Origin of the sequence: Thalassospira sp. (assembly GCF_040218635.1) — a bacterium.
GTDB lineage: Bacteria > Pseudomonadota > Alphaproteobacteria > Rhodospirillales > Thalassospiraceae > Thalassospira.
This window is the reverse complement of sequence record NZ_JAVJRB010000009.1, coordinates 154,443-167,670: the sequence shown is the minus strand read 5'-3', so window position 1 is coordinate 167,670 and position 13,228 is coordinate 154,443. Positions and strand designations below refer to the sequence as shown.

At 52.9% G+C, this 13,228-nt stretch carries 13 protein-coding genes and 1 riboswitch; of the genes, 7 read left to right on the top strand and 6 right to left on the bottom strand.

The annotated features are described in order from the left end of the window. Positions 1-31 precede the first annotated feature (31 nt). Positions 32-1,447, top strand: a complete 1,416-nt coding sequence (locus tag RIC05_RS08585) for a two-component system sensor histidine kinase NtrB (protein ID WP_350046744.1) — start codon at positions 32-34, stop codon at positions 1,445-1,447. 18 nt (positions 1,448-1,465) lie between these two features. Here RIC05_RS08585 and RIC05_RS08580 read toward each other — a convergent pair whose 3' ends face one another. The 3 genes from RIC05_RS08580 to RIC05_RS08570 all read right to left on the bottom strand — a co-directional run bounded on the left by RIC05_RS08580 (position 1,466) and on the right by RIC05_RS08570 (position 3,448). After that, positions 1,466-1,786: a YnfA family protein gene (locus RIC05_RS08580; protein WP_350046743.1), complete on the bottom strand. Its 321-nt coding sequence runs from the start codon at positions 1,784-1,786 to the stop codon at positions 1,466-1,468. Between the two features lie 30 nt (positions 1,787-1,816). Continuing rightward, on the bottom strand, positions 1,817-2,827 hold the full coding sequence (locus tag RIC05_RS08575) for an asparaginase (RefSeq protein WP_350046742.1): 1,011 nt from the start codon (positions 2,825-2,827) through the stop codon (positions 1,817-1,819). Positions 2,828-2,968: 141 nt separating this feature from the next. After that, positions 2,969-3,448, bottom strand: coding sequence for an Lrp/AsnC family transcriptional regulator (locus RIC05_RS08570; protein WP_350046741.1), 480 nt, complete (start codon positions 3,446-3,448; stop codon positions 2,969-2,971). Positions 3,449-3,588: 140 nt separating this feature from the next. Here RIC05_RS08570 and phhA point away from each other — a divergent pair, with 140 nt between their 5' ends. Then, entirely contained in the window at positions 3,589-4,494 is a 906-nt protein-coding gene (gene phhA, locus RIC05_RS08565) for a phenylalanine 4-monooxygenase (RefSeq protein ID WP_350046740.1), read from the top strand. Positions 4,495-4,536: 42 nt separating this feature from the next. On the opposite strand, the gene RIC05_RS08560 is transcribed toward phhA, so the two are convergent. Next, positions 4,537-4,959, bottom strand: a complete 423-nt coding sequence (locus RIC05_RS08560) for a response regulator (RefSeq protein WP_350041738.1) — start codon at positions 4,957-4,959, stop codon at positions 4,537-4,539. 295 nt (positions 4,960-5,254) lie between these two features. Further along, a riboswitch (cobalamin riboswitch) is annotated at positions 5,255-5,406 on the top strand. A gap of 139 nt (positions 5,407-5,545) precedes the next feature. Between RIC05_RS08560 and RIC05_RS08555 the strand changes: the two genes are divergently transcribed. Genes RIC05_RS08555 through meaB form a run of 4 tightly spaced genes read left to right on the top strand, consistent with a single transcriptional unit; the run spans position 5,546 to position 11,432 of the window. Continuing rightward, positions 5,546-7,594, top strand: coding sequence for a methylmalonyl-CoA mutase family protein (locus tag RIC05_RS08555; protein ID WP_350046739.1), 2,049 nt, complete (start codon positions 5,546-5,548; stop codon positions 7,592-7,594). Positions 7,595-7,596: 2 nt separating this feature from the next. Further along, positions 7,597-9,750: a methylmalonyl-CoA mutase gene (gene scpA, locus RIC05_RS08550; protein WP_350046738.1), complete on the top strand. Its 2,154-nt coding sequence runs from the start codon at positions 7,597-7,599 to the stop codon at positions 9,748-9,750. A 44-nt stretch (positions 9,751-9,794) separates the two neighbouring features. Then, positions 9,795-10,334 carry a hypothetical protein gene (locus tag RIC05_RS08545; protein ID WP_350046737.1) on the top strand — a complete coding sequence of 180 codons (540 nt, stop codon included), beginning with the start codon at positions 9,795-9,797 and terminating at the stop codon, positions 10,332-10,334. A gap of 30 nt (positions 10,335-10,364) precedes the next feature. Continuing rightward, positions 10,365-11,432: a methylmalonyl Co-A mutase-associated GTPase MeaB gene (meaB, locus tag RIC05_RS08540; protein WP_350046736.1), complete on the top strand. Its 1,068-nt coding sequence runs from the start codon at positions 10,365-10,367 to the stop codon at positions 11,430-11,432. Between the two features lie 51 nt (positions 11,433-11,483). On the opposite strand, the gene RIC05_RS08535 is transcribed toward meaB, so the two are convergent. Then, positions 11,484-11,639, bottom strand: a complete 156-nt coding sequence (locus tag RIC05_RS08535) for a hypothetical protein (RefSeq protein WP_350046735.1) — start codon at positions 11,637-11,639, stop codon at positions 11,484-11,486. A gap of 177 nt (positions 11,640-11,816) precedes the next feature. After that, complete coding sequence (locus RIC05_RS08530; RefSeq protein WP_350041731.1) at positions 11,817-11,966, bottom strand: hypothetical protein; 150 nt, start codon at positions 11,964-11,966, stop codon at positions 11,817-11,819. 231 nt (positions 11,967-12,197) lie between these two features. Between RIC05_RS08530 and RIC05_RS08525 the strand changes: the two genes are divergently transcribed. Next, the gene (locus RIC05_RS08525) at positions 12,198-13,196 is read left to right on the top strand and encodes a tRNA dihydrouridine synthase (RefSeq protein WP_350046734.1); all 999 of its coding nucleotides are present in this window, start codon (positions 12,198-12,200) and stop codon (positions 13,194-13,196) included. The last annotated feature ends 32 nt before the right edge of the window (positions 13,197-13,228 follow it).

Below are 13,228 nucleotides of genomic sequence, written 5' to 3'. Positions count from 1 at the left end.
GTACATTACGCCCCACTGTAAGGGAGAAACCATGACCGACGATCAGGTTATCAACGAAACTCCAAAAATCCTGAGCGGCGGCGTGGAAGCCACATCCGGCGAAGATTTGCTAGAGGCCGCTATGGAAATAGAAGCCCCCGAAGAAATCCGGGTGCGCTTTATGGCGCTTATTGGTGAACAACGCCGTCGAGAACAGGAAACCACTCAACGCCTGAAGACCATTCTTGATAGCGTCCTCGAAGGCATCATGATTGTTGATGCCACCGGCATGATTCAGGATTTCAATAAATCCGCTGTCGAAATATTACGCGCGACGGGTGATGAGTTGCTCGGATCATCGGTGGATGTCATGTTTATCGACCGCAAGACAACGCTACGCCACAGGCTTTTGAACCGCTGTATTAATATCAGCACCGGCGTCCTGAAATACGATTATACCGAAACGATGGCGCAGCGCCTTGACGGTGACAGTTTTCCAATGGAAATCATCGTAAGCCCAGCCAATTTCAGCTCGGAAATGAGCTACCTCTATATTTTCCGTGACATCACCCGCCGCAAAAATGCCGAGACTTCCCAGAAAAAGCTCGAAGAGGATTTGCGCGAAGCTCTCAAACTCGAAGCAATTGGTCACCTCGCTGGCGGAATAGCCCATGAAATCAATACGCCCAGCCAATACATCCGCGACAATCTGAAATTCCTGAATGACAGCTACGGAGCACTGTCACGCGTGCTTGGTCTTGCTCTGCAAACCCTGTGGAAAAACCGCAATCATTTACCCCAGAACACATTTGAGGTTTTCGCCAAACAGATGCGCGATTCCGATCTGGAGTTTATGCTTGAAGAGATCCCGCACGCGACCCAGCAATCGCTTGATGGCATCAATCAAGTCGCCCGCATTGTTTTGTCGATGAAAGAGTTTTCCCATCCGGGCGGCGCAGAGAAAACAACCACCGACATCAACCGCGTGCTGTCAAACGTGATCGTGATTTCGCGCAATGAATGGAAACATCACGCCCAGATTACCGAAAAGTTTGACCCGGAAATCCCGCACATCCCGTGTCACATCAACGAAATCAATCAGGTTTTCCTTAATCTGATCGTCAATGCTGCCCAATCCATTCAAACCGCCGGCCGCAAACCCGATGAAGGCGATATCACCGTTAAAACCACTTCCCTTGATGACAGCATCCTGATCAGCATTTCCGATAATGGCACGGGCATCGAAAAAGAAAATCGGTCAAAGGTGTTCAATCCATTCTTCACCACCAAGGAAGTTGGCAAGGGCACCGGACAAGGATTATCGATTACCCATGATATTGTGACGGTGCGCCATGGTGGACGCATCTGGTTTGAAACCCAGGTCAACAAGGGAACGACTTTCCACGTGCTCCTTCCGGGTGAAGACCGCACAGGCAACACCACAGTAGAAAAGCAGAAAGCTAACTAACATCAACATTGATTACAATTAGCGCGGAGCGAAAAGGATAACCGCTGCCCCGATCAGGCAAATCGCCATGCCGGTTAAGTCCCAGCGATCTGGCGTAACGCGTTCCACTGCCCAAAGCCAAAAGACCGAGGCGGCAATATAAATACCGCCATAGGCCGCATAGGCGCGCCCGGCAAAACTCGCATCAACGCGCGTAAGTATCCATGCAAACAAGATCAGCGACGCAATGCCCGGGATAATCCACAAAACGGATTTCCCCGACCGCAGCCACGCCCAAAAGGCAAAGCATCCGGCGATTTCAGCAATGGCTGCAACGACATAGGCCGCGATACTTTGCATCAGTTTCCCTTGGATATTTAGGGTCGCCCCCTAGAATGCCGGGCGCATATCACCGGCATATTTGCCCGCCCAGTTGGTCAGAACCGGGGTGAGGTATTTTTTCAAAACTTCTGCCTTGGTATCATCAATCACGCCATGTTTGCGCAAGATTGCGCCCATCGCAACCTCTGCCCCGCGCTGGGTGCCGTCATCGATCTTAAGCGCGACGCCAAGCCCCTGTTTGGGGAAGGCTGCACAATAAACGCCCTCGGCGCCAACCTTGACCAGCGCGTCTTCACCGCATTCTTCCATAATCCCGGTGCAAAAACGCCCGGTCCCGGCGACCATAAAGGGTGCCGTGGCACAGCCTTTGCGGATGCGTTTGATCGCATCAATACGTTTGGCATCCAGTCCTGCCGGATCGGCCATCCGCGCCATGGCAAGGCCAAGATCACGAAGGCGCATGCCAATCACCGGAATGCCACAGCCATCAATGCCGCGTGGTGTCGCCGTTAAATCACAATCGCCCATGTCTTCAAGCACCTTGATCAGGCGTTGCTGAACGGTGTGCGGTTCATTGATATAGCCACTTGGGTCTTCGCCCAGATGCTGGGCGGTGCTGAGGAACCCGGAATGTTTCCCCGAACAGTTATTATGCGCCTTGGTCAGCGCAATCTGATCAGCTGCCTGCTTGATCCCGGCAGGCTGATGGATCGAATAATGCGGTGCGCATTCCAACGCATCAACCGAAAGCCCGATTTTCTCAAGCCACGCCTTAACGGTGTTGGCATGTTCTTCTTCGCCGTTATGCGATGAACAGGCCAAAGCAATATGCTTGTCCTCAAGCCCGAACGCCTCGACCGCACCGCTTTCAACAAACGGGATCGCAAGCAACGGCTTGATTGCGGATCGCGGATACATCAGCGCATCAATATCCCCGCCCTGTTCCACCACTGTGCCATCGGCTTTCATCACGACATACCGTCCGCGATGGAAACTTTCGACCATGTCGCCACGGGTGGCTTCAACAAGGATAGGGTTGGCAGCAATTGATTGGGACATCGTTAGGCTCCGGCATTGATGGGACTGATATTGCTATGCCCGAAACCAGGGGGCAAAGGCAAGCAAAGGGATCTCAAGATTGCTTAATTGAGCATATCGACAAAGAACCGCGATCATCAGAAACGGCATCTAAACGGGTCATTACATTGCCTTGGGCATCGGAAGGGTCGTCTGGTTTTTATATTCTTTCAAAACCAGACTGGATTGCACATCGCGCACATTGGCCATTGAAAGCAACTGATGAGTTACAAAATCGCCAAAGCTTTCAATATCCTGTGCGACCGCAACCAGCAGGAAATCTTGCCGTCCGGTCATGGCCCAGCAGGACAGGATTTCGGGTAAATCATTCATCGCCCGCGCAAAATCTTCTGCCCCGGCTTCTGTATGGCGTTGCAAGCGGACCTGAATGGTTGCCAAAACCCCAAGCCCAAGCTTTTTGCGATCCAGCAACGCCACCTGTCTTTGGATCACCCCGGATGCTTCCAGTTGTTTGACCCGGCGCAAACAAGGCGATGGGGACATGCCAACCCTTTCGGCCAGTTGCACATTGCTGAACGACGCATCTTTTTGCAGGGCTTGCAAAATCCGAATGTCCGTCGCGCTTAACATCACTTCGGTCATTTTTCACCTCATAGACAAACAATCAGGTCACAATATTCACATCATAGCGCAATAAAGCCCCTCATTGGCCAGAAAATGACATGGAATTTGATGTAAAATAATTCTCGTAAAACGGCACAAGAACCCGAACGAGGACGCCCATGGATCAGGGAAACAATCTGCGTGGCGATTACAGCCACATCAATAACGACTACACGATCAATCAGGACTGGGAATCCTATTCCGAGGCCGAGCACGACCTTTGGCGCAGGCTTTATGCCCGCCAATCGCGCATTCTGCCGGGCTATGCTGCCAGTGATTATATTGCCAATTTGACGAAACTCGATGCTGCGGATCAGATCCCGCATTTCGGTCGGGTGAGTGAGCAGCTTCATGCCGCGACCGGCTGGCATCTGGTCGCCGTTCCGGGCCTTGTGCCCGATGACGTGTTTTTTGATCATCTGGCCAATCGGCGGTTCCCGGTCACCGTCTGGCTGCGCACGCCCGAAGAAATGGATTATCTGGTTGAACCCGACATCTTCCATGATTTCTTTGGTCATGTGCCGATGCTGTATGACCCGGTTTTTGCCGACTATCTGGCGGCCTATGGCGCCAAGGGTCCTGAGGCCATCGCCATGGGCGGGCTTAAACAACTGGCACGGATGTATTGGTATATGGTCGAGTTTGGCCTGATCATGACCGAACATGGCTTGCGGGCCTATGGCGCAGGCATGTTGTCATCGCAAACAGAAACCATTTATTCCGTCACTGATCCGACGCCCAATCGGGTGGCATTTGATCTCGAACGGGTGATGGCAACCGATTACGCAATTGATGATTTCCAGAAGACCTATTTTGTTTTGGAAAGTTACGATCAATTGTTTGCCGCGATGAACATGTCATTAGCCCCGATCTATGATCGATTGATTGCGAAACCATCGATTGACCCGCAAACAACCCTGCCGACAGATCGGCTTTACCATCTGCATGGCGATACCAGCCGCATCATTTCATTGGGCCAAGAACGCCCGTCACAGCAAAGCCTGAAACAACAACGCCCCGCATGATGCAGGGCGTGGCAGTCAGAGTTTCTTGGATAAAATCAGCGTTTAGCACGTACACATTGATTTGCCCAAAACCCGGTTAAGCTGTTCAAGCACCACGGTCGGGCTGGCATCCTTGCTGATGAAATCGGCCGCCCCCAAGGCATCTGCCTGCGCACGGGTGTCTGCATCATAATGGGCCGAGAAAAAGAATACCGGCACATTCACACTGTTGGGATAGCGGCGGCGAATTTCGCAGAATGCTTCAAATCCGCTCATGCCGGGCATTTCAATATCAAGAATGATTGCACGCGGGTAAAGCCCGTCAAGCTGATCAATCAGATCATCTGCACAATCAAAGCCGGCCACGTCATATCCGGCCCGGCGCAACACTGTTTCAAGTGCGGCCTTGGCACTGGGACTGTCGTCAGCAAACGCGACCAGTCCATCAGGACCAATCTGCGACGGCATGGCGCTAAGCGCGTTCATGGATGGCGATACTCCGAGTATTGGGACAAGGCCAAATTGACAGATGAAAATGTCAAATTGGTTAAACCTGCGAAGTTTTTATGACCACCCTGCAGGCAGAAGGCCCCGCTCTGCCTATTACCCAGCCAAAGTATAATAGTTGCATATGCGAAATACCTATTGCAGCGCCGAAGGCGTTCCGGTTGAAAACCCGGTGTTTCTTTGGCCTTTCCGTTACGGAAACATCGATCCCGGCGTTTCGCATACATCTAAATAGGTATTTCCATGCCTATTTACGGAATTAATGGCAGGTGCTATAAACCGCCATGTCGCGATTGTGACCGGAAAACATGATTGGAAATCCGGTGCGGTTGGCAGGGAAACCTTGCTGGTCAAACCCGGAACTGCCCCCGCAACTGTAAGTGCGACTCCCGTTGCACGAGTCAGGATACCGAAAATGTTTTCATGGTTTGAACAAGGTTTGAACGGCGTCGGGCGGGGTGTACCGGGCGTTGGGAATTCATCGTAGAATAAAATTTGGAAACGTTCCGGTGTGCTAACCCCCCAAAAGGTCCCGCCGCCAGATCAAACCAAGCCGGGAGAAACCATGACCGACCCGCTTAAACTCGCATCCGAATTTCCATCTGCCGATTACGCAAGCTGGCGCAAATTGGCCGAAGAGGCCCTTAAGGGTGCGCCCTTCGACAAAAAGCTTGTCACAAACGCGCTTGATGGGTTTGCCGTTCAGCCGATCTATACAATCGATGATCAGGATGATGCGACCCGGTTGATCCATGACGTTCTGACCGCATCGGTCGAACCGCGTGACACGGTTACCGGCTGGGATATCCGCCAGCTCCATACCCACCCTGATCCGAAAATCACCAATGCGGCGATTCTTGAAGATCTGGAAAATGGCGCAACATCCATCACCCTGAAACTTGATGCCGCTGCCCGTCAGGGGCGCGAAGTTACATCCGGTGAAGTCGGGGTCGGTGGTCTTGCCATTCATTGTCTGGCGGATCTTAAGCTTACCCTTGATGATGTTTACACCAATCTTGCAACTGTTGGCCTTGATGCCGGTGCAGCAGGCGTTCCCGCCGCCGCCCTTCTTGCTGCCCATATTGCCAATTCCGAGGGTGCCGACGAAGCAGCTCCTGCCTTTAACATCGATCCGATTGGAACCCTTGCCGCGACGGGAAAACTTCCGTGCAGCCCAAATGATGCGATCAGCCATTCAGCCAACATCGCCTGTGAACTGATTGATCTTTTCCCGCTGGCAACCGCGATTTCGGTCAATGGTGCGCCTTATTACAATGCCGGTGCAACCGATGGGCAGGAACTTGCCTGTTTGCTGGCAAGTGGTGTGACCTATCTTCGTGCCCTCACCGATGCAGGCATGGCGGTTGATCAGGCTGCGGGTGCGATGGTGTTTAATGTCGCGATTGGCACGGACTTCTTTGCGGGTATCGCCAAACTTCGCGCCTTGCGCATGATGTGGAGCCGCATTCTTTCGGCATCCTCCGCACAGGATGCAACGATTACGATCAATGCTGTGTCTGCCGAAATGGCCCTGACCAAGGTTGATCCATGGGTCAATATGCTGCGCACCACGGTCACAAGCTTTGCTGCGGGTCTTGGTGGCGCGGATAGTGTTGTTTGCCTGCCCTATGATCATTTGATCGGCCTGCCCGATGGGTTTGCCCGGCGCATTGCGCGCAACACCCAATTGATCTTGCAGGAAGAAAGCAACATTCACCGCGTGATTGATCCTGCCGGTGGGTCATGGTTTATTGAAAACCTGACCAAGGAACTTGCCACCGCCGCATGGGCGAAATTCCAGTCGATCGAGGCATCTGGCGGCATTGTTAAATCACTTTCCAACGGGTCGCTAAAATCTGAGATCGAAACGGTTTGGCAAGCGCGTGAAAAACGTCTGGCAACCCGGCGTGATCCTTTGACCGGTGTTTCGGAATTCCCGAACATCACCGAAGCAAAAGTCACCTGCGAGGCCCCCGACCTTGACACCATTCAGGCAGAGGCCAAAGCACGTCAGACCAAATATGACGAGACCGTCGGCAAGGACCTTGCCGCAATGATGCAGGCCGCACGGTCGGGTGCGACCATCGGTCACATCTTTACCGATCTTTATGGCACCAGTGCCGCGACCGTCATTCCCGCCCTGACCCCGCACCGTTTATCAGAAAGCTACGAAGCCCTTCGCAAACGATCCGATACGCACAAATCCAAAACCGGCACCTTCCCACAGGTGTTTCTTGCCAATCTTGGCAAGGTATCCCAGCACACTGCGCGTGCGATGTTTGCCCGGAACTTCTTTGAGGCCGGCGGGATCGAAGCCATCACAAATAACGGCTTTGAAAATGCCGATACTGCGGCCAAGGCATTTGGTGAATCCGGTGCCAAAATCGCCGTGATTTGCGGTTCAGACCCGCAATATGCCGAACTCGCCGTAAATACCGCCAAGGCCCTGAAATCTGCCGGTGCGACGCTGGTCTATCTTGCCGGTCACCCCGGCGATGCTCGATCAGACTATGAAGCCGCCGGGATTGATGAATTTATCTTTGTCGGGGCAGATGTTCTTGGCATTTGCGCAACCGCACTTGACCATGTTCTTGCCAAACAGGGGGAGAAATAACCATGACCCGCATTCCTGATTTCTCCGGTCTTCCGCTGTTTGATGGTGCATCTGCCGGTGCGAAAGACCCGGTTGATCCGACCGCATGGACAACCCCCGAAGGCATTGACGTCAAACCGGTTTATGGCCCGTCTGATCTTGAGAACATTGATCATCTCAACACCATGCCGGGCATGCCGCCATTTTTGCGCGGCCCGTACCCGACCATGTATGTTCAGCGTCCCTGGACAATCCGCCAATATGCCGGTTTTTCAACGGCCGAAGAATCCAACGCGTTTTATCGCCGCAACCTTGCCGCCGGGCAAAAAGGCCTGTCGATTGCCTTCGACCTTGCCACCCACCGCGGCTATGACAGCGACCATCCACGCGTTCCCGGTGATGTTGGTATGGCCGGTGTGGCGATTGACAGCATCTATGACATGCGAACCCTCTTTGATGGCATCCCGCTGGATCAGATGTCGGTATCCATGACGATGAATGGTGCTGTTTTGCCCGTCATGGCGCTTTATATCGCCGCGGCTGAAGAACAGGGTGTGAAGCACGAACAGCTTTCGGGCACCATTCAGAACGACATCCTCAAAGAATTCATGGTGCGCAACACCTATATCTATCCGCCCAAACCATCGATGCGGATCATCTCGGATATCTTTGCCTTTACCTCGCAAAACATGCCGAAATTCAACTCGATCTCGATTTCCGGCTATCACATGCAAGAAGCCGGGGCGACAGCAGACCTTGAACTGGCCTATACCCTTGCCGATGGCATCGAATATGCCCGTGCAGGCCAGGAAGCCGGTCTTCCGATTGATAAATTTGCGCCGCGTTTGTCATTCTTCTGGGCGACAGGCATGAATTTCTTTATGGAAATTGCCAAAATGCGTGCGGCCCGCATGATCTGGGCCAAGATGATCAAACAGTTTGATCCGCAAAACCCCAAATCATTGTCTCTGCGCACCCACAGCCAGACATCTGGCTGGTCGCTTACGGCCCAGGATGTGTTTAACAACGTCATCCGCACCTGTGTCGAGGCCATGGCATCCACCCAGGGCCACACCCAGTCGCTTCATACCAATGCGCTTGACGAAGCCTTGGCCTTGCCGACTGATTTCTCGGCCCGGATTGCCCGTAATACCCAACTGTTCTTGCAGCAAGAAAGCGGCACGACCAACGTCATCGATCCGTGGGGTGGTTCATACTATGTCGAACGCCTGACGCGCGATTTGGCGGAGAAGGCATGGGCCCATATTGCCGAAGTCGAAGAACAAGGCGGCATGGCAAAGGCAATCGAAGCCGGCATTCCGAAAATGCGCATCGAAGAAGCCGCCGCCCGTACGCAGGCCCGCATTGATAGCGGCCGCCAAACATTGGTGGGTGTGAACAAATACCGTGTGACCGATGATCGCCCGGTTGATGTGCTTCAGGTCGATAATGCCGAAGTCCGCCGCCAGCAGATCGCCAAACTTGAACGTCTGCGGGCTGAACGCGACAACGCCGTGGTCGAAACTGCGCTTAATGCCCTGACCAATGCCGCCGATACCGGCACGGGCAACTTGCTTGAACTTGCCGTTCAGGCGGCACGTGCGAAATGCACTGTTGGTGAGATTTCCAGCGCACTTGAAAAGGTCTATGGCCGTCATCAGGCGGTTATCCGGTCCATATCGGGCGTTTATAAAACCGAAGTCGGCCCCGATAACGAAGCCTTGGCCAAGGTTGATCGCCTGATCAAAATCTTTGAAGAAAACGAAGGCCGTCGTCCGCGTATCCTTATTGCCAAAATGGGGCAGGATGGTCATGACCGCGGGCAAAAAGTCATCGCCACCGCCTTTGCCGATCTTGGCTTTGACGTCGATATCGGCCCGCTGTTCCAGACCCCGGAAGAAGCCGCCAAGCAGGCAGTTGAGAACGATGTTCATATCGTGGGTGCAAGTTCGCTTGCCGCAGGGCATTTAACCCTTGTCCCGCAACTTCGCGCCGAACTGGACAAACTTGGCCGTGAAGACATCATGATCGTTGCCGGGGGTGTCATCCCGCCGCAGGACTTTGATAAACTGTTCGCAGCAGGTGCCGAGGCCATCTTCCCACCCGGGACCGTCATTGCCGAAGCCGCCGGTGACCTGCTAGAAAAGCTTAATCAGTCTGGTGAGGAAGCGGCCTGACCAGACGCAGTGTGAGAACCAAGGCAGAAAACTGGGAAAGATGGATGTCTTATCGTTCGAACTGCTTGTCAGCTTTTCTGGTCTTGCTCTTTCTTACGGCAGCCGATCCGGTTGACGCCCTTGAATACTACATTGACGCAAACTTGCACTATATTGACAAGGAAAGTGTCTACATCGAAAAGGCAGAGTTTCCCGGATTTTATAAATTCCACGCAGTAGAGGAATCGTCTTCCGTAAAGAGTTTCTTTGACGGCCTTATATTTGGGTTCATAAACGGTTTCGTCCTCAGCGGTGAAGACATTGTGGTGTCGGAAGAGCAAACCGACTTTGTGTTGGCCCTTTCTTCCGTTCAACCAGTGTTCGAGATATTCTCCGATAACTTCGCAGAGATGTCGTCTTTGGGCAAAACTGATCTCCATGAAAAATTTATCGCGAACAGTGAGTGTTTTTCATTTGGAATGGCGGACCATAACGGCAAACTGCACCGATTTGACATGTATGTAATGGACGGGAGTTATAGTAGTTACTTTCGTTGCCTGAAGAAGCACATCACAGCATTCAAAGAATTGTCATCGAACCAATAACCAACAGTCTTTTGCGTAAATGAGGCTCCATTGACCAAAAAAACGCTGCGCACCATACCAGCAGGCTCGGGCGGTACTGTTAGCCCGCGCAAGGCCGTGCGTCGGCGCGTGCTTTCAACTGATGAACTGGTCGAAGGTGTTCTGGCAGGTGACCGCACCATTTTGTCACGTGCGATCACACTGGTCGAAAGCCGCAACCCCAAACATTTCGAACAGGCGCAGGCCGTTCTGGCACAACTGATGCCCAAAACCGGCGGATCACAACGCATCGGCATTACCGGCGTGCCCGGTGTTGGCAAATCAACCTTTATCGAAGCATTTGGCAAGAACCTGACCAAGGCTGGTAAGAAAGTCGCCGTCCTTGCGGTCGATCCGACCAGTGCGCGGTCTGGCGGGTCCATTCTGGGCGATAAAACCCGGATGAATGAACTCTCGATTGACCCGAACGCCTATATCCGCCCATCGCCGAGCAGCGGCTATCTGGGCGGGGTCAACCGCATGACCCGCGAAACCATTCTACTGTGCGAAGCGGCCGGCTTTGATGTGGTTCTGGTCGAAACAGTCGGGGCTGGTCAAAGCGAAACCATGGTCGCGCAAATGACCGACTTCTTCCTTGTCCTGATGCTGCCCGGTGCAGGGGATGAGCTTCAAGGCATCAAGAAAGGCGTTCTGGAAATCGCCGATCTGATTGCGGTCAACAAATCGGATGCCGATCCGGCCAAGGCCCGCGAAGCCAAACGCGAATATTCATCGGCCCTTCGCATCTTGCAGCCAACCAGCAAACATTGGCGTCCGCAATCGGTGATGGTGTCATCCCTGATCAATGACGGGCTTGATAACATCTGGGATTTGATCAATCAGCACCGTGCCGTGATGGAAAAAGAAGGCGAGTTCGTTTCCAAACGTGCCCGTCAGCAACGTGACTGGATGTGGACGATGCTGCGTGATCGTTTGCTTGAAACCTTTACACATCGAAACGACGTTGCAGAACGTCTGCAAACTCTTGAAACCGATGTCCTTTCGGGTTCCACCAACCCGACCGCAGCGGTTGAAGAATTGCTGGGACTGATCAAAACCACCCCAAATTCGGCAAAATAAAAGGCCGCACATCATTTTGCGCGGCCTTGGCAGTTGGGTATTCCAACTAAACTATTTACTCTTGGTATCAAGCTTAAGCTTGTCCTTGAGAACCTTAAGCTTCTCGACCGCTTCATTGATTTCGCGATCAAGATGGGCAAAGTCTTCGCGTTTTTCACGCGGCATGGCTTCGATCTCGTTCAAGGCTTTTTCAACGATATACAACATTTTGGCGATCTCCTTCCTTGACCGGATATGGGTCAATTTCCTGAGAAGTTTCATCCCATGAACGCAAGCACAGGGTGGAGGGTTCCATATCAAAAGCCAATGGCCGCTCGGTCAAAGACGTCTATGGCACCCCGGCAAACGTTTATGGTACGAAGAAACCGGTATCAGGAAATTTGATCAGGAAGCAGTCTGCTCAAGACGGTCTTTCAGAACCTGAAGACTTTCGGCAGTCGATTTCAGGATCGCTTCAAGGCCGGTCAATTTCTGGCGGGCTTCGCGCGAAACGGCTTCGACTTCATCAAAGGCACTTTCGAAAATATACAGCATGCTTTTCACTCCTGCCCGATGCCAATCATCGGGGGCTTCATTGTTGTTTTTGATGTTCTGAAGTTACCCCCCAAATTCGCTGGAATCGTGTCAGCAATACGCTTTTTCCGCCTTAATTCAGCGGTTGTCGGTGTATTGGGGCAAAGCTGCCTTGTGATTTTTCACCGGCACGTTTGGTGCTTTTGTGCTAAAAGCCGCCGACGGATTTCATAAAATCAGGACAAACTTGCGATGACACGTTTGGTGCTTGCACCGATGGAAGGACTTGTTGACTGGCGCGTTCGGCAATTGCTGAGTGCGACCGGCGGGTTTGACCTGTGCGTCACCGAATTTATCCGCGTCTCGCAAAACCTGTTTCCGGCCCATGTGTTCCATCGCTATTGCCCCGAACTTCTCAATGGTGGCAAGACGCTTTCGGGTGTGCCTGTTCTGGTTCAGTTGATGGGTCATGACCCGGATCTGATGGGTGAAAATGCTGCCTTTGCCGCAACCCTTGGCGCGCCTGGCATTGATATCAATTTCGGCTGTCCGTCCAAGACCGTAAACAAACATGAAGCCGGTGCGTCGCTTTTGAAATGCCCGGATAATCTGTATCGGATTGTCTCCGCCGTTCGCCGTGCGGTGCCCGATGATATTCCGGTCAGTGCAAAAATCCGCCTTGGCTTTGCCGATAAGGACCTGTTTCTTGATAATGCCCGCGCGGTTGAGGCCGCAGGCGCGCAACATCTGACCGTTCATGCCCGCACCAAGGTCGAAGGATACAAACCACCGGCACATTGGGAATATTTGGCCCGCATTCGCGAAGCCATTTCAATTTCCATGACCGGCAATGGTGAAATCTGGGATCTGGCGGACTATCAGAAATGCCGCGATATATCAGGCTGCGACAGCTTCATGCTGGGCCGTGGGGCGGTTGCCGCCCCTGATCTTGCCAGCCGCATCAAGGCCTTTGAAAGCGGATCACACCTGCCCAAGGAATGCTGGGCGGACGTTCTGTCCATGTTGCTGTCCTATTGCGATCTGATGGCAGAAGATGGCGCATCGGAAAACCATCAGGCCGGACGCATCAAACAATGGATGGCATTGATCCGCAAAAGCCACGCGCAAGGTTCGACCTGTTTTGACGAGATCAAACGCATTCGCGCCATAGACGAATTGCGTGCGAAATTGCGCCATGACATGACCTTGCCGGAAAATCAGAAACAAGACGTTCCGATTGCCGCCCAATAGGCGGCATCAAAGTCAGCATGGGTTTGCATAGA